Origin of the sequence: Cryptosporangium sp. NPDC051539, assembly GCF_044454545.1 — a bacterium.
Lineage (GTDB): Bacteria > Actinomycetota > Actinomycetes > Mycobacteriales > Cryptosporangiaceae > Cryptosporangium.
This window is the reverse complement of sequence record NZ_JBITDV010000009.1, coordinates 397,496-414,173: the sequence shown is the minus strand read 5'-3', so window position 1 is coordinate 414,173 and position 16,678 is coordinate 397,496. Positions and strand designations below refer to the sequence as shown.

The following is a 16,678-nucleotide window of genomic DNA, read 5'->3' as shown; positions in this document are numbered from 1 at the left end:
CTATCACTCCGGGAGTCGCAGCGGCTCATCGAGACACCAGGCGGACACCTGCGCTGCCGCCGTCGCCGTTGGGCGAGTCAAGCCGATGCGTCCCCGCGAAATACCTAGTTTCCGCACCCCGGACCTAGTCAGATCCCCACCCGGCCGCGGTCTAGGTTCGCCGCGGGTGAACCGCACTGCCGGAAGGTGGCTGTCGTGGAAGACGGGAACCGCACGTCGATCCTGTTCGTGAGCAGCGGCGGTGCCGGCATGCTGAACGTGATGCTCACGGTCGCCGGGGCGGTGGCCGAGCGGACGGCGTGCGAGGTGTGGTTCGCCACCGAGGAGGATCACCGCGGCGAGGTGGACGCCCTGGCGGGAGTCCGTTTCGCCTCGCTGGGGCCGTCCGATCCGGGTCTGACGCTGGCCGGATGGCCGGAGCGGGAGTACCGCCGCGCCATCCAGCGTTCGCGCTGGCGAGCCCACCGCGCCGTGGTGCGGTACGAACTCACCCGCGTGCTGAGGGCCGACGGAGCGGACCCCTACCCGGCGATCACGGCAGCCATCGACAAAGTCCAACCAGCGCTGATGGTCATCGACGCCAGCAACACGATGGCCGTCGCGGCCGCGCTGACGCGGGGTGTGCCCTACGTCCTGAGCTCGCCGTTCATCCCGAGCAACCAGCTGTTCGGCCGGCTGAGCCCCCGGTTCCCGTTCCTGCACACCGGGCTGCCCGACGACATGACGCCGGCGCAGCGCGTGTACAACGCGGTCTTCCGGCTCCGCGCGCAGCTGATGTTCCTCCACCCGACGATGCTGCGGGCGATCCGCCGGATAGGCCGCTACGCCCGCGAGCACCAGATCTCGGCGGCGGCCGGCCAGCCGTTGAACAAGGTCGGCATGGCCGAGCTCGTGCTGTCCTACACCGTCTTCGGTCTGGAGTACCCGTTCGACCTTCCGGACAAGGTCCATCTGGTGGGCGCGGTCATCCCACCGCTGCCGCAGGTACCGGGCGAGCAGGAGATCTCCGGGTGGCTGGATCGGCACGAATCGGTGGTGTACGTCGGGTTCGGGACGCTCTGGCGCCCGTCCGAGGACGAGATCCACGGCCTGGTGGACGTGTTCCGCCGGATCGCCGCCCGCCACGCCGTGCTGTGGAAGCTGCCCGCGTCGCAACAGCACCTGCTCCCCGACGACCTGCCGGAGAATCTGCGTGTGGTCAGCTCGGTGCCGTCCCAGCTCGACGTCCTGGCCCATCCGCACGTGAAGCTCTTCTTCAACCACGGTGGCGCCAACGGCTTCCACGAGAGCGTCTACTTCGGCAAGCCGATGGTGCTGCGACCGCTCTGGGTGGACTGCTACGACCAGGCGATCCGCGGGCAGACCAGCGGCGTCGGTCTGACCGTCGAGCGGCCCGACCGGGTCGACGTGGACGACACCGTGGCCAAGCTGAACCAGGTCCTGGACGATCAGCGGTTCCGGGAGCGGGCGGAGCATCTCGGCGCCGAGCTCCGGCGGGCCGGCGGCGTCGACGCGGCCGCCGCGCTCATCCTGGGAAGCGCCGCGCTGACGTGACCGAGACGATCGAGTTCCCCCGCCGCCGCCCCGGCCAGTTCTCCCCTCCGGACGAGTACGCCCGGCTCCGTGAGCGGCCCGGCCTGGTGCGTTCGGCGCTCCCCAACGGCAGCACGGTCTGGCTGGTCGCCCGGCACGAGGACGTCCGCGCGGTGCTGACCGACCGGCGGATCAGCGCGAGCCCGCTCCGCGAGGGCTTCCCCACCATCGGTGCGAACGGCACGGTGCCCTCGCCGGAGGCGATCCCCGGCTGGTTCGTCGCCTACGATCCGCCGGAGCACGCCCGGTTCCGCAAGGCGCTCGTCCAGGAGTTCACGGTGCGTCGCATCGCCGAGCTCAAAGGCCCGGTGCAGCGGACGGTGAGCGCGCGGATCGACGCGATGCTGGACGCCGGTCGCACCGCCGACCTGGTGTCCGATTTCGCGTTGCCGGTGCCGTCCACCGTGATCTGCCACCTGCTCGGGGTGCCCTACCACGATCACGAGCTGTTCGAGACCCGCACCCGCACGCTGGTCACGTTCACGTCCACCGACGCGCAACGCACGCTGGCCACCAACGAACTGCTCGTCTACATCGGGAAGCTCGTCGCGGTGAAGTCCCGCTTTCCCGGCAACGACCTGATCAGCCGTGCGCTGGCCCGAGGGACGCTGACCCCGCGGGAGATCGAGGGCGTGGCCCTGCTCCTGCTCATCGCCGGACACGAGACGACCGCCAACAACATCGCGCTGGGCGCTCTCCTGCTGATGCAGAACCCGCAGTGGATCGGCAACGCCGGCGTCGTCGAAGAGGTGCTCCGTTACCTGTCGGTGGCCGACCGGGTCGCACTGCGGGTGGCGATCGAGGACGTCGAGATCGGCGGCCAGCTGATCCGGGCCGGCGAGGGCATCGTTCCGCTCGGAGCGGCGGCCAACCACGACGAGAAGGAGTTCGCCGGAGCGGCCGAATTCTGCCCGAGCCGCTCGGGCGGACACCACGTGGCCTTCGGCTTCGGCATCCACCAGTGTCTCGGCCAGCACCTGGTGCGATTGGAGATGACCGAGGCCTTCACCACGCTGTTCGAGCGCCTTCCCGGTCTCCGGCTCGATCGGCCGGCGGAGGAACTGCCGGTCAAACACGACGGCGTGATCTTCGGCCTCCGGTCGCTGCCGGTGCGCTGGTAGAGCCGCGGCCGGCGGGCGGCGCTTGCGGCCCGCCCGCCGGCCGCATTCACCCGACGACCACGACGACGCCCCGGTGAGAACTCACCGGGGCGTCGCCGTCGTCGTTTCAGCCTGCGTAGAAGTCCCGGATGTGCCCGACGATGATCTCCTGATCGGCTTCGGTCAGCTCCGGATAGGTCGGCAGGTAAAGGCCGTCCTCGCTGAACGTCGCCGCGTTCAGCGCCGGCCAGCCCGCGTCGAAGTACATCGGCTGACGGCTCATCGGCTTGAAGAACAGCCGCGTCTCGACGCCGTTCTCCGCCAGGTAGGCCTGGAGCTGCGACCGGCGCTCGACGCGCACGTCGTACATCCAGAGGACGTCCCGGGGAGGCATCAGCGTCACGCCGGAAATGCCGGCCAGCGCGGCGTCGTAGATCTTCTCGATCACCCGCCGACGGGACAGGATCTCGTCGATCCGCTCCAGTTGCGCGCTGGCCAACGCCGCCTGGAGGTTGGTCATCCGGAAGTTGTAGGCGACCTTCTTGTGCAGGAAGCTGTGGTCCCGGGTGAACGCCATCGCCCGCAGGTGCGCCATCTGCGCGGCCAGGCGCGGCTCGTTGGTGAGGCAGATGCCGCCTTCCCCGGCCGTGATGATCTTGTTGGCGAACAGCGAGAAGCAGGCGATGTCTCCCACCGGGCGCACACCGTGCGACTCCGCCGAGTCCTCGACGACCCGCACGTTGTAGTCGTAGGCGAGCTCCATGACCGCGTCCATGTCGCACCGGCGACCGTAGACGTGCACCGGCATGATCACCGCGGTGCGCGGCGTCATCCGGGCCTCGATCTTCGTGACGTCGATGTTGAGGTCGTCGCCGCAGTCGACGAACACCGGTGTCGCACCGACGTAGTTCACCGCCCAGGCCGAGGCGATCATCGTGAACTCCGGGACGATCACCTCGTCGCCCGGCCCGACGCCGAGCGCCGCCAGGGCGACGGTCAGCGCGGCCGTCCCGGACGAGCACGCCACACCGTGCGAGACTCCGTTGTACTCGGCGAACGCGGCCTCGAAGCGTTTGATCTCCGGCCCCTGCGACGAGATCCAGCCGCTGGCGATCGCGGCGGAGACCAACTGTTGTTCCCGGTCACCGAGCCACGGCTTGGAGACCGGGTAGGTATAGCTCATCATGCCTCCTCAAGCTGCGGCGACGGGTTGGACGGGCACGACGACGACGGTGGAGAGCACCAGCCCACGCGACTGGAGCCAGCGGCCGGTGAAGCCGGTCAGCCGGCCGGAGGAGGTCACCGGTCCGGGGACCAGCAGACGGGCGGCGAACGTGCGCGCCGCCGGATCGAACTCGACGACCGCCTCGGAGAAGTCGAGCGGGGCACCGGTCAGCGGGAACCAGGCCTTGTAGACGGCCTCCTTGGCGCTGAACAGCAGACGGTCCCAGGCGATCCCGGGTACCTCACGGGCCAGCTCGGCCACCGCCGACAGTTCGGCCGGAAGCGCCACCGCCGTCAGGACCCCGTCCGGTAGCGGCAACGCCGGTTCGGCGTCGATCCCGATCGCGGTCACGTCCCGATCGAGCGCGACGGCGCACGCGCGGTAGCCCGCGCAGTGGGTCATGCTGCCGACGACCCCGGGCGGCCAGCCCGGCGCGCCCCGGTGGCCGGGGACGATCGGCGCCGGCGCCACGCCGATGCGGGTCAGCGCGGAGCGGGCACAGGCTCGGACCGTGCTGAACTCGCGCCGGCGCGTGGGCACGGCCTGCGCGATCGCGGCCGCCTCGGCCGGATACAGCCGGATGTCGGCGCGGTCGCCGAAGGTCTCCTCGGCCGCCACGGTGGGTGGGGTCAACCGATCGAGCAGACCCGCGAGCGTCGTCCGCACGTCGGCCGCCTTAACGCTCGGCTCCGGCGTGGCGGGGAACGGACCTCGCCCGCGTCCCGCCGACGGGGCGGAGCCGGCCCGCCGGGCCTTCACGACGACGCCACTCGCGCGGATAGCCCACCGAAACCTCCTCGAATCGCACCCCGTCGTGCCAGGTCGTACGGGGGATGTGCAGATGGCCGTAGACGACGGTGCGAGCGTTGAAGCGCAGATGCCACTCGGCGGTCCGGGCCGTACCGCACCACTGCGCGAACTCCGGATAGCGAAGGATGCGGGTGGACGCGCGTACCAGCGGGAAGTGGTTGATCAGGATGACCTCCTGATCGGAGGGCAGCCCGGCGAGCCGTCGTTCGGTCCGCGCCAGCCGGTCGGCGCACCAGGCCTCCCGGGACGGGAACGGATCGGGGTGCAGCAGCATCTCGTCCGTGCACACGACCCCGGCGTCGTACGCGCGGGCCAGCGACTCGGCTTTCGTCCACACGCCCGGCATCAGGAAGCTGTAGTCGTAGAGCAGGAAGAGCGGCGCGAGGGTGACCGGGCCGTCCTCCCCCGTCCAGACCGCGTACTCGTCCTCCGGCGTCGTCACCCCGAGTTCACGGCACATTTGGATCAGCGCGTCGTACCGCGCGACGCCGCGCAGTTGCACCGGATCGTCGGGCGGGGTCCACAGCTCGTGGTTGCCGGGGCACCAGACGACCCGCTCGAACCGCCCGGCCAGCAGACCCAGCGCCCAGCGCACGTCCTCGAACCGTTCGGCGACGTCACCGGCGACGATCAACCAGTCTTTCTCCGACGCCGGACGCATCTCCCGCACGATCTGCCGGTTCTCCTCGTACGCGACGTGCAGATCACTGATCGCGTACAACGCGCCGGCGGGCACTAGTGCGCGCCGATCGCGGTCGGCCGGAGCTTCGCGAGCTCGGCGGCGATGACGTCGCCCACCGCTGCGGCGTGTTTGTCGAGGTAGAAGTGCCCGCCCGGATACGTCACGACCCGGCAGGTGCTCTCGGTGTGCTCGCACCAGCGCTGGGCTTCGGTGACGGTCGTCTTCGGATCGTCGTCGCCGGTGAGGACGATCAACGGGACGGTGACCCGGTGTTCGCTGTCGACGTAGGTCTCGACCGCCTCCAGGTCCCCGCGCAGCGATTCCAGCGCCATCCGCAGGATGTCGTCGTCGTCGAGCAGCGTGGAGTTCGTGCCGTTGAGCTGACGGAGCTCGGCCAGGAGCCGGGCGTCGTCACCCCGGTGGACCTGCTCGTCCCGGATCGTGGACGGTGCGCGCCGGCCCGAGAGCAGCAGGACCTGCGGATCGAACAAGCCCTTGTCCTCCATCCGCCAGGCACACTCGAAGGCGAGCAACGCCCCCATGCTGTGCCCGAAGAACACGGTCGGTTTGTCGCTGAGCGTCAGCAGCTCCTCGGTGATCAGATCGGCGAGTTCCTCGAGGTCGCGCAGCAGCGGCTCCCGTCGCCGGTCCTGCCGGCCGGGGTACTGCAACGCGACCACGTCGGCACCGGGGGCGAACCGGGCGGCGACCGGGTTGAAGTAGCTGGCCGAACCGCCCGCGTGCGGGAAGCACACCAGGCGTACGTCGGCACCGCCGCTGGGCTTGAAGCGCCGGATCCACGACGTGGTGGCGGTGTCGGAAAGCGTCACGGTCGGTCCCTTCGCCGGTGGCACGGCAGCACTCGGCTACCCGTCCACCCGGAGTGAAGCCTGGATCTCCCGCGAAAATGACCAGTTCCTCGGCTCGGCATCTGGTCGTTTCCCCATCTGTGCCGGGCCCAGACTGCGCCGGTGACCGTTGCGCTGATCACCGGAATCACCGGCCAAGACGGCAGCTACCTCGCGGAGCTGCTGCTCCGCAAAGGCTATGAGGTCCACGGGTTGAAACGTCGGTCGTCGTCGTTCAACACCGGACGCATCGACCGCTTCGACTCGGACCTGTGGGACACCGAGGCCCGCTTCTCCCAGCATTACGCCGACCTCGCCGACGGCGCGTCGCTGGCTCACCTGCTCTGCCGCATCGAGCCGGACGAGATCTACCACCTGGGTGCGCAGAGCCACGTGCGGGTGTCGTTCGACCTGCCCGGCTACACCACCGACATCACCGGCATGGGGACCGTGCGGCTCCTGGAGGCCATCCGGGTCGCCGGCCTGGACTGCCGCTTCTACCAGGCCTCCTCGTCGGAGATGTTCGGTGCGACGCCCCCGCCCCAGTCGGAGGACGCGCCGTTCCACCCCCGCAGCCCGTACGGCTGCGCGAAAGTGCTGGGGTACTGGGCGACGGTGAACCACCGCGAGGCCTGGGGCCTGCGGGCGACGAACGGAATCCTGTTCAACCACGAGAGCCCGCGCCGCGGCGAGACGTTCGTGACGCGCAAGATCACCCGGGCGGTGGCCCGGATCGAGGCCGGTCTGCAGGACGTGCTGTACCTGGGCAATCTCGACGCGGTCCGGGACTGGGGCTACGCGCCGGAGTACGTCGAAGCGATGTGGATGATGCTCCAGCATCCCGAGGCCGACGACTTCGTGATCGCCACCGGCGAAGCGCACTCGGTGCAGGAGTTCGTCGTGGCGGCCTTCGCCCAGGTCGGCCTCGACTCGGAGCGCTACGTCCGGATCGATCCGACCTACTACCGCCCTTCCGAGGTCGACGTCCTGATCGGCGACGCGAGCAAGGCCGAGCGGGTGCTGGGCTGGACCGCGAAGACCCGTTTCGCCGATCTGGTCCGGATCATGGTCGACGCGGATCGGCAGCTGCTCGAGGACGAACGCATGGGTCGCCTCGTCCGGGTGGACATCTGATTCCGGGCTTCGCCCCCGGCCCGGACCTACGACGCGTACCCGGCGGGAGTCTTCATGGTTGACACGATGATCGGCCCGAGCGACGTGGCGGCACCCCCGCCGCCGACGCCGGCAGCACGGCCCTCCGGATTACGGTCCCTCGCCCCGCACGTGCGGGCGCACCGCGGCTCGCTGGCCGTCGTCGCGGGGTTGTCGCTGGCCAGCGCTCTGCTCACGCTCACCCAGCCGTTGGTCACCCGCTCCTTGCTCAATGCTCTGGGAGACAGGGCGCCGATCGCCGGCCTGGTGGGGCTGCTGCTCGCGGTGCTCGGCGCGGTGGCCGTGATCAACTCCGGCCGGGACTACGTCATGCAGCGCACCGCCGAAGGGATCGTGTTCGGTGCCCGGCGCCGGCTGATCGATCGCCTGCTCCGGTTGCCGATCGCCGAGTACGACCGGCGACGCACCGGTGACCTGCTCTCCCGGGTCGGCACCGACACCACCCTGCTGCGGACCGTACTGACCACCGGGCTGCTCGACGCCGCCAGCGACTCCGTGCTGGTGATCGGCGCGATCGTCGCGATGGTGGTGCTCGATCCGATCCTCTTCCTCACCACCTGCGCCGGTCTCTCGGTCGGTCTGGGCATGGCCGTGCTGATCGCCCGCCGGCTCCGGCCCGCCGCCCGGGAGGCGCAGGCCCGGGTCGGCGACCTGACGTCGGCCACCGAACGCGTGCTGACCGCCGCGCGCACGATCCGGGCCAGCAACGCCCAGGCCGCCGAGATCGCGACGGTCAGCGGCACGGCCGAAGCGGCCTACGCGGCCGGCCTGCGGATGGGCCGGATCCGGGCTCTCGTCGGGCCGGCCACCTTCGTCGCGGTCCAGGGTGCGTTCATCCTGCTGCTCGTCGCCGGTGGGGCCCGGGTCGCGTCCGGTGCGATCCGGATCGGCGACCTGCTGGCCTTCGTGATGTTCTTGTTCTTCCTGGTCATCCCGCTGACCAGCATGGTGCACGCCTACGCGGCGCTGCAGATGGGCTTCGGCGCGCTGCAGCGGATGGACGAGATCCTCGCGCTGCCGGTCGAGGACGACAGCTCCGAGCAGGAGGCAACCGACGCGGGCATCACGTTCGACCGGGTCACGTTCGGCTACGACGCGGAGACGGTGCTCGACGACGTCAGCTTCACCGTCGCCGCGGGGACCCGGACGGCCGTGGTCGGTCCGTCGGGCGCCGGCAAGTCCACTCTTCTGCAGCTGGTGGAACGCTTCTACGACGTCACCGGCGGAGCGGTGCTGGTCGGCGGCGTCGACGTGCGCGAGCAGCGCCGGAGCGACTTGCGCCGCAGTCTCGGCTACGTCGAGCAGGAGGCTCCGGTGCTGGCCGGAACGATCCGGGAGAATCTCCGGCTGACCGTCCCCGATGCCGACGAGGCGCAGATGAGGGCCGTGCTCGCCTCGGTCAACCTCAGCGGCGTCGTGGATCGCAGTCCGCTCGGTCTGGACGCCGAGGTCGGCGAAGGTGGTGTGCTGCTCTCCGGTGGTGAACGGCAGCGCCTGGCGATAGCGCGGACGCTGCTCGCGGAACCGCCGATCCTGCTGCTGGACGAGGCCACCAGCAACCTGGACGCCCGGAACGAGACCGCGCTCCGGCAGGCGATCGACACGGCGGGCGAAGGCCGGACCCTGCTGATCGTCGCTCACCGGCTGTCCACGGTGGTCGACGCCGATCAGATCGTCGTTCTCGAGGCCGGCCGGGTGGTCGCCGTCGGCCGGCACGGGGAACTCGTCGAAACCAACGCGCTCTACCGGGAGCTCGCGGCCACCCAGCTACTGGTGGCGCCCTGACCGGCCCGGGCTGACACGGTCCCCGCGCGACCTCCCCGGTCGCGCGGGACCACCGTGCTCAGGCGCGATACACCTGCGGGCCGACCCGCCGGTACCGCTGCGCCTCCGCCTCGGAGAGCGCGGAGTCGGTGACGATGGCCTCCAGGTCGGGCACGTCGGCGAAGCGGCAGAAGCTGCAGACGCCGAACTTCTCGTGTACCCCGATGAAGACCCGCCGCCGCGAAGCCTGGATCACCTGCGCCTTCACCTCGGCGACCGCGGGGTCGGGAGTGGTGAGGCCGTGCTCCAGAGAGATGCCGTTCGCGCCGACGAAGGCCAGATCGATGCTCAGGCCGGACAGCATCTCCGTGCCCCAGAAGTCCACGGTGGCCAGCGTGCGCCCCCGCACCCGCCCTCCCAGCATCATCACGTTGACGCCGGGATTGCGGGTGAGGACGGCGGCGGTGCCCAGCGACGCGGTGACCACGGTCAGGGACTGGTCCCGGGGTAAGGCCTGGGCGATGAGCTGCGGCGTGAAACCCTCGTCGATGAAGATCGTCTCGGCGCCGCCGAGACGTTCGATCGCGGCCATCGCGACCCGGCGTTTCTCGCCGAGATGGCGAGTGGTCCGGGTCTCCAGATTGGTCTCGAAGCACGCCGTCTCGACCGGATAGGCACCGCCGTGGATCCTCTTGAGCAGACCACGGCGCTCCAGGACGCGCAGGTCACGACGAATCGTTTCGGGCGCTACCGCGAGATCGGCGACCAATTGGGTCACGTCGGTGTATCCCGCGTCGCGGGCGGTGGACAGGATGCGGCGTTGTCGTTCCGAGTGGTGCACCGTTGCTCCCCTCGGCTGCCCCCGACGGTGGTGGCAGCACAGGCCTCGATGCTGCCGCGTCCGGACCCGGACAACGCCTAGTGATGCGGCGAACGACCCGGATCGTGCGGTGGAGTGCTATTCAGCCATCCGGGTGCGGTCGCACCACTGGAAGACCGGGATCTCTTGTCCGTCGAGCACCCGGAACGTTCCATTGTGGGCGTAGTGCTCGTACCCGTTGCCGTGCGGAATCTTGATCCGGGTCTCCAGGCCGCCGGCTTCCAGGTCGTACCTCGTGCCGAAGTAGTCGCCGGGTCCGCCGTCGAGCAGAACGATCGTCGTGTCCATGTTGCACTCCCCTGTGACGGCTCGCTCAGACCGAGAAGTCGGACAGCACCCGTGGGGGCCAGGAGCCGAGTCGGAAAATCCCCATCGAATACGCTTTCGAGACCAGCGCCGGGCGATTGTTGACCTTCAGCTTCCGCAGCAGCATGGCGACGTGGTATTCGACGCCACCCCGGCTGAGAAAAAGGGTGGAAGCGAGTTGAACGGTCGACACTCCCGCCGCGACGCCTTCCAGCACGCGGGTCTCCATCGGGGTGAACAGTTGCTGGCGCCGGGCCAACTGCTGCTCGCCGCCGATACTCTGATCGGGACTCAGCAGGACCACGATTTTCTCGATCACGCCGGCGCTGCCGGTGACGGTGATCCCGGTCAATTCTCCGGTGAACGTCGTGTCGTCGGGGCGCAGGACGATCATGGTCTCGTCGAAGCGCACCCTCTGGCCGGTGGCCAGACGATTGAATTGTTCGAAGATCTTGTCGCGGTAACTTGGGTGCAGCAGATCGCAGAACTGCTGTCCGCAGATTTCCCAGGACGCCCTCCCGAACTGCCGGACCAGCTCGAGATTGACGTCGACGACTTTGCTCGTACGGTCGAGATTCGCTACACACATGCCCGTCCGGCCGGCCGGTGGTCGGACGCGTTCGGTTCGAGGATTCTGCGCAGAATTTGTCGCATCGTCGTTTCCGAGTGCTATGGGACCGGCAGCCATAAGACACCATGCCCTTCGTCACGTGGGGATTTCCTTAGAATCCTTCGCACTGTTCGGACGCCGGATCGTCGCCGGCGTGCCGGGGCCCTGACGCTCGGACGGGTACGGCCGGCTCAGGGACGCACGATCGCCTTGATGGAACCGGGTACGTCCCGGGCGGCGGTGAGCGCCAGCCGCGCGTCGGTCAAGGCGTAGTGGCCGGTGACCAGCGCGTCCAGGTCCACCCGGCCGGACGTGACCAGGTCGATCGCGGTCGGCCACGTGTTGGCGTAACGGAAGATGCCGGTGAGCACCAGCTCCCGTTCCTGGATCGCGGAGACCGGCAGCGGCAGTGCGCTGCTGCCCATCCCGACCAGCACGGCCCGGCCGGCCCGGTCGAGTGCGTCCAGGCCCGCGAGGGTCGCCGCGGTATTGCCGGAGCACTCCAGTAGCAGGGTCGGCGGCTCGGCGTCGGATGCCTCCGGCGCGTCGCGTACGTCCATGGCACGCGTGGCGCCCAGCGCCCGCGCGACCTCGAGCCGGGCCGGATTGACGTCCTGCACGGTCACGTCGGTCGCACCGAACGCCCGGGCGGTCTGCAGTGCGAGCAGTCCGATCGGCCCGGCACCGGTGATCAGCACCCGATCGCCCGGGCTGACTCCGGCCTTGCGGCAGGCCCAGACCGCCACCGACAGCGGCTCGAGCATCGCGGCGGCGTCGTCGCTGACCTCGTCCGGCACCGGGTGGGCGAACGCGGCGTGCACGGTCACGTACTCGGCGAACGCACCGTCGATCGGCGGGGTGGCGAAGAATCGCATCGCGGGGCAGAGGTTGTACCGGCCGGCCAGGCATTGGGGGCAGGTCAGGTCCGGGACGCCCGGTTCTATCGACACCCGCTGCCCGACGCTCCGGCCGCGGACCCCGGAACCGACTTCGGTGATCACGCCGGCCGACTCGTGGCCCAGGACGAGCGGAGCTTCGACGACGAAGTTCCCGATCCGGCCGTGGTCGTAGTAGTGCGTGTCCGAGCCGCAGACCCCGACGGCGGCGATGCGAACCAGGACTTGATCCGGGCCGGGCCGGGGCACCGGCCGGTCTTCGACGACGAGGTCACCGGGCTCGCGCAATACGGCAACTCGCATTTCAGGCTCCTTGAAGGCGTCGGGCAACGCGAACGAGCGACGAACGGAGCGGGGCTACTCTCCGGTTACGGCGCCGAGGGACAGGCCGGTGACCAGGTGACGGCGCACGGCGAGGCCGGCGACGAGCATCGGGACGGCCACGACGACGCCGAGCGCGCACAGCTGTCCCCAGTCGATGCCGGTCTGGGTGATCAGGGCGCCGGCGGCTTGCGGCAACGTGGCCGTGTCCGGTCCGCCCAGCGCGGCGGAGAAGGCGTAGTCGTTCCAGCTGAACACCGCGCACAGCACCGCGGTGGTGACGATGCCGGGCCGGACCATCGGCAGCGACACCGCGAGAAAGCGACGCCATTTGCTGCACCCGTCCAGCAGCGCGGCCTCCTCGACCGCCACCGGGACCCGGCTGAAGAACGCGGACATCAACCAGATCGCGAACGGCAGATTGAAGCTGAGGTGCGCGATGATCAGACCCGGGATGGTGTTGATCAGGCCGGCCACCCGGAACATCAGGAAGATCGGCACGATGACCGCCGCGATCGGCGCCATCCGGGTCGACAGGATCCAGGACGCGACACCGTCACGGTGCCGGGAGTTCCAGTGCGCCAGTCCGAACCCGGCCATGCAGCCCAGCGTCACGGCGATCAGCGTCGAGACCACGGTGACGAAGAGGCTGTTGACCAGGAACGAACCCACCCGGTTGCCACCGAGGAACAGGTCTCGGAAGTGGTCGAAAGTCGGCGTGAAGACCAGGCTGACGTCCTTGGAGCGGATCGCGGTGTCGGGCTTGATCGCGGTCAGCGCCATCCACAGCAGCGGTACCGCCGCCCAGGCGGCCACCAGCAGTCCGAGCGCCGCCACCGTCAGCCGCTGCACGCGCCCCCGGCTCGGGGGCCAGGCCGTGCTCATCAGCGCTCACCTCCGGCGGTCGCGTCGGCCGAGCGGCGTTCGCCGATGAAGCGGACGAACAGGTTGGCCAGCAGGATCGAGAACACGAGCATGGTCAGCCCCAGTGCGGCGGCCTTACCGAGCTGGTTGTTGAACCGGAACGCGAACTCGTACAGCTTGATCGGGATGATCTTGGTGGCGTCGGCCGGCCCGCCGTTCGTCGTCACCGTGATGATGTCGAAGAACCGGATCGCGTCCATCGACCGCACCAGCAACGCCACCAGGAGGATCGGACGGATCTGCGGCAGCACGATCCGGGTCAGGATGCGCAGGTATCCGGCCCCGTCGATCGTGGCCGCCTCGAGCGTGGACGTGGGCACCGCGGTGAGGCCGGCCAGCATGATCAGGGCCACCAGCGGCGTCCACTCCCACACGTCGATGAACACCACGGCCGGCAGGGCCGTCGACGGGTGGGCGAACACGTCGTGGTCCACGCCCAGGCCCTGCAGGATCTTCGCGTACAACCCGATCGTGGAGTCGAGCATGAAGCGGCCGAGCAGCCCGACGATCACCGGGGCGAGGAACATCGGCAGCAGCGCGATCGACAGCACCACCGATCGTCCCCGCACCAGTTGGTGCAGGATCAGCGCCACGGCCAGCCCGAGCAGCATCTCCAGCCCGACGGTCGCCACGAAGTAGACCAGCGACCGCATCCACGAGGCCCAGATCGACGAGTCGCTGAGCACGGCGGACCAGTTGTCGAGACCGGTGAAGGTCAGCGAGACCCCACCCAGCGTGCGCACGTCGCTGAAGCTCATCGCGACCAGGACGACGAACGGGACCACCGACAGCAGGAGCAGGATGCCCAGCGCCGGACTGAGCATGGCGAACTCGAACGTGGCCAGCGCGTGCGGCGGCTTGCGGCGCCGGCGGCGGGGACGTTCCGCCGGCTGCTTTCCGCGGACGCCGGCCGCCGGGACGGTCTCCGGGCCGGTGCCTGCGCCCCCGACGCCCTGGGTCCCGGCGGTCATCGTCCGGCTGCTCACTGCATGGCCTTCTGCATCTGTTGCTGCATCGAGGCCATGGCGGCAGCGGGAGCGGTACCGGCGGTGAGCATCTTCGACAGCTCGGTGTAGATGATCGTGTCGAGCTCGACCCATTGGGCGACTTTCGGGCGCAACCCGATGTTCTCCGCCTTCCACGCCTCGAGCACGGTCTCGGCAGTGCGGATGTTCGGGTACTTGGAGGGGCTCTTGGTCTCCTCCGCCTTCACGTCGGGCAGGTTGTAGACCGACGTCCGAGTGGGCGTGCCCCCGCCGACGGAGGACCCCAGGCTCATCAGCTGCGTCTGGGGCGAGGTGGCCCAGCTGACGAACAACCAGGCCGCGCCGCGTTCGTTGCCCTTCGCGTTGGCGTTGATCCCGATGCCCGTGCCGCCGAAGATGTGCGCCCGCCGGGACGGGCCCTTGGGAAGCAACGCGTAGCCCATCTTGCCGGGGAACGCCTTCTCCTCGCCGGCGGCGAACTCGTGCCAGTTGGGGCACATCGCGATCTCACCGGCGGTGAACGCGTCCGACAAGCCGGTCCAGTCCCAGGTCGTCGACGACGGGTGGGCCGCCTTGATCAGCTTCTGGTAGAACGTCGCGGCGGCCACCCCGGCCGGTGAGCCGACCGTCACCTGGCCCGGGTCGGTCGAGCCGACCAGGCCCAGGTCCTGCCCCTTGCTGAAGTAGTCGCCACCGTAGGACCAGAGCACGTTGGAGAAGTCGCACTGCAGCGAATCGTGCTGCTTCGCCTGGGCGCCGATGCCGTACTTGACGTCTTTCTTGGCGTTGACGTTGAACCATTGCGCGACCGCGTAGTACTGATCCCAGGTCATGCTCTCCGACGGGGTCGGGTCGAACCCGAGGTCGGCCTTGGCGCGCGGACCGTACTTCTCGAAGAGGTCCTTGCGGTAGTGCAGGATCATCGTCGGCGCGTCGTACGGCAGCGCATAGATCTTCTTGTCGTCCAGGAATTTCCCGTCGGCCGACAATTGGGTGCTGATGAAGTCGTCCAGACCGCCGTCCATCGGCGGGTAGTTGCCGCTGTCGAGGAACGGCTTCAGGTCGGCGAGGCCGTCCGCCATCGGCGCCAGGATCTGGTACGGGTCGGCGTAGATCACATGGTTCTGTGCCGTGCCGGAGGAGAAGTCGAGCTTGACCTTCTCCACCACTTTGTCGAGTTCCATCTGCTGGACGTTGACCTTGATACCGGTGAGCTTTTCGAACGGTGCGAGGTTCGCCGCTATCGCCGCCGAAGGCGAGGTGTTCTCGGAGATGAAGTTGATCGTGGTGCCGCTGAACTGCTTCCACTTGTCGCCGCCGGACGCGCCCTTGGGCGTGTCACTCGATTCGGACGAACAGGCCGGCAACGCCGACACGGCCGCGAGCGACGCGGCGCCGAGCAGAAACGATCTACGACTAAAACCATCGGTGGGGAGCGCCATCACTTGGTCACCTACCAGCTAGAGGTGGGGGTGACAGGGAAGTTAAGGCATCGTTACAGGGTCAAACTAGTGCCTCAGATCACACCTTCCGGTACTTTCATGCCTGCTGACGGCGAGCCGGAGGGAGACGCCATGTCCTCACTGCACACTGCCCGTGCACACGCCCAGCGCGCACTCCGCCTGGTCGGCCAGAATGCGACGCGCGAGATCATTCCGACCATTCCACATCAGACCGGGCGCTGGCTCATGCACGGCTACCCGGATCCGATCGCACGCTGGAACCATCATCCGGAGATCGAGGTGCACCTGCTGCAGCGGGGCTCGGGCTGGTACATCGTGGGCGATCGCATCGGTCGTTACAGCGCGGGCCAGCTGGTGCTGATCGGATCGCATCTGCCGCACAACTGGATCAGCGACATCGATCCGGGCGAGCATATCCCCGACCGGGACGTGGTGTTCCAGTTCCACCGCCAGTGGCTCCGCGAGGCCCAGGTCATCGTGCCGGAGTTGAACGAGCTGGAACCCATGCTGAACGCGGCGGCGCGGGGCATCGAGTTCACCGGCGATTCCGCCGTCCGGGGCGCCGCCCAACTGATCGAGATCGGGTCCAGCACCGGGCTGGGCCGGTTGCGGTGCGTCACCACGATGCTCCAGATCCTCGCCGAGGCCCCGGCTCACGAGTACAACTTGTTGGCCAGCCCGGGCGTGGCGGTGCCGAGCGACAGCAAGGCCACCGGAATCGTCGACCTGGCGATGCGAGAACTGTTCGCCAACCTGAACGGCACGGTGAACCTCACCAAAATCGCTGCTCAGGTCGGTATGTCGCAGTCCGGACTGTCCCGCTACTTCGCCCGCGCGACCGGCCAGTCGTTCAGCGACACGCTGCGCAGCCTGCGGTTGACGAAGGCGCGGCAATTACTCGAAGTCACCGACCACCCGGTCACCGAGGTCGCCCGCAGTAGTGGCTACAACAACCTGTCGAACTTCAACCGCCAGTTCCGCACCGAGACCGGCCTGACGCCCAGCGAGTACCGACGCCAAGCCGGCCGGGCGCCGCAGACCCCGTGAGCGACGGCGCACCGCGACGACCAGCATCGCGCAGAGATCGTGATACCGTC

The 16,678-nt window shown here is 68.9% G+C and carries 16 protein-coding genes; 5 read left to right on the top strand and 11 right to left on the bottom strand.

Annotated elements, in window-relative coordinates; genetic code table 11:
* The first annotated feature begins 195 nt into the window (after positions 1-195).
* On the top strand, positions 196-1,554 hold the full coding sequence (locus tag ACIBZJ_RS28405) for a glycosyltransferase (protein WP_395934835.1): 1,359 nt from the start codon (positions 196-198) through the stop codon (positions 1,552-1,554).
* Positions 1,551-2,714: a cytochrome P450 gene (locus ACIBZJ_RS28400; protein WP_395934833.1), complete on the top strand. Its 1,164-nt coding sequence runs from the start codon at positions 1,551-1,553 to the stop codon at positions 2,712-2,714. The genes ACIBZJ_RS28405 and ACIBZJ_RS28400 overlap by 4 nt, the downstream gene beginning before the upstream one ends.
* 106 nt (positions 2,715-2,820) lie before the next feature.
* Here ACIBZJ_RS28400 and ACIBZJ_RS28395 read toward each other — a convergent pair whose 3' ends face one another.
* From ACIBZJ_RS28395 to ACIBZJ_RS28380, 4 genes are read right to left on the bottom strand one after another with little or no spacing between them, the layout of a single operon-like run.
* Positions 2,821-3,876 (bottom strand): DegT/DnrJ/EryC1/StrS family aminotransferase, encoded by a 1,056-nt coding sequence (locus ACIBZJ_RS28395; protein WP_395934831.1) that lies wholly within the window; start codon positions 3,874-3,876, stop codon positions 2,821-2,823.
* A 9-nt stretch (positions 3,877-3,885) separates the two neighbouring features.
* On the bottom strand, positions 3,886-4,563 hold the full coding sequence (locus ACIBZJ_RS28390; protein ID WP_395934869.1) for a 4'-phosphopantetheinyl transferase: 678 nt from the start codon (positions 4,561-4,563) through the stop codon (positions 3,886-3,888).
* 31 nt (positions 4,564-4,594) lie between these two features.
* Complete coding sequence (locus ACIBZJ_RS28385; protein WP_395934829.1) at positions 4,595-5,464, bottom strand: metallophosphoesterase family protein; 870 nt, start codon at positions 5,462-5,464, stop codon at positions 4,595-4,597.
* A complete protein-coding gene (locus ACIBZJ_RS28380) occupies positions 5,464-6,240 on the bottom strand; it encodes a thioesterase II family protein (RefSeq protein WP_395934827.1) in 777 nt (258 codons plus the stop codon). The genes ACIBZJ_RS28385 and ACIBZJ_RS28380 overlap by 1 nt, the downstream gene beginning before the upstream one ends.
* Positions 6,241-6,381: 141 nt before the next feature.
* On the opposite strand from ACIBZJ_RS28380, the gene gmd reads away from it, so the two are divergent.
* A complete protein-coding gene (gmd, locus tag ACIBZJ_RS28375) occupies positions 6,382-7,392 on the top strand; it encodes a GDP-mannose 4,6-dehydratase (protein ID WP_395934825.1) in 1,011 nt (336 codons plus the stop codon).
* Positions 7,393-7,446: 54 nt separating this feature from the next.
* Positions 7,447-9,216 (top strand): ABC transporter ATP-binding protein, encoded by a 1,770-nt coding sequence (locus ACIBZJ_RS28370; protein WP_395934823.1) that lies wholly within the window; start codon positions 7,447-7,449, stop codon positions 9,214-9,216.
* 58 nt (positions 9,217-9,274) lie between these two features.
* Here the strand turns inward: ACIBZJ_RS28370 and ACIBZJ_RS28365 are convergent, their stop codons facing one another.
* From ACIBZJ_RS28365 to ACIBZJ_RS28335, 7 genes are all read right to left on the bottom strand, one after another.
* Entirely contained in the window at positions 9,275-10,036 is a 762-nt protein-coding gene (locus tag ACIBZJ_RS28365; protein ID WP_395934821.1) for a DeoR/GlpR family DNA-binding transcription regulator, read from the bottom strand.
* A 117-nt stretch (positions 10,037-10,153) separates the two neighbouring features.
* Positions 10,154-10,363 (bottom strand): DUF5988 family protein, encoded by a 210-nt coding sequence (locus ACIBZJ_RS28360; RefSeq protein ID WP_395934819.1) that lies wholly within the window; start codon positions 10,361-10,363, stop codon positions 10,154-10,156.
* Positions 10,364-10,388: 25 nt separating this feature from the next.
* Positions 10,389-10,970, bottom strand: coding sequence for a LuxR C-terminal-related transcriptional regulator (locus tag ACIBZJ_RS28355; RefSeq protein ID WP_395934817.1), 582 nt, complete (start codon positions 10,968-10,970; stop codon positions 10,389-10,391).
* A 212-nt stretch (positions 10,971-11,182) separates the two neighbouring features.
* The gene (locus ACIBZJ_RS28350) at positions 11,183-12,190 is read right to left on the bottom strand and encodes an NAD(P)-dependent alcohol dehydrogenase (protein WP_395934815.1); all 1,008 of its coding nucleotides are present in this window, start codon (positions 12,188-12,190) and stop codon (positions 11,183-11,185) included.
* 54 nt (positions 12,191-12,244) lie between these two features.
* Entirely contained in the window at positions 12,245-13,093 is an 849-nt protein-coding gene (locus tag ACIBZJ_RS28345; protein ID WP_395934813.1) for a carbohydrate ABC transporter permease, read from the bottom strand.
* Entirely contained in the window at positions 13,093-14,103 is a 1,011-nt protein-coding gene (locus ACIBZJ_RS28340) for a carbohydrate ABC transporter permease (protein WP_395934811.1), read from the bottom strand. Before ACIBZJ_RS28340 ends, ACIBZJ_RS28345 begins: the two co-directional genes overlap by 1 nt.
* Positions 14,104-14,114: 11 nt before the next feature.
* The gene (locus ACIBZJ_RS28335) at positions 14,115-15,560 is read right to left on the bottom strand and encodes an ABC transporter substrate-binding protein (protein WP_395934809.1); all 1,446 of its coding nucleotides are present in this window, start codon (positions 15,558-15,560) and stop codon (positions 14,115-14,117) included.
* Positions 15,561-15,563: 3 nt separating this feature from the next.
* Here ACIBZJ_RS28335 and ACIBZJ_RS28330 point away from each other — a divergent pair, with 3 nt between their 5' ends.
* Positions 15,564-16,628 (top strand): AraC family transcriptional regulator, encoded by a 1,065-nt coding sequence (locus tag ACIBZJ_RS28330; RefSeq protein ID WP_395934807.1) that lies wholly within the window; start codon positions 15,564-15,566, stop codon positions 16,626-16,628.
* The last annotated feature ends 50 nt before the right edge of the window (positions 16,629-16,678 follow it).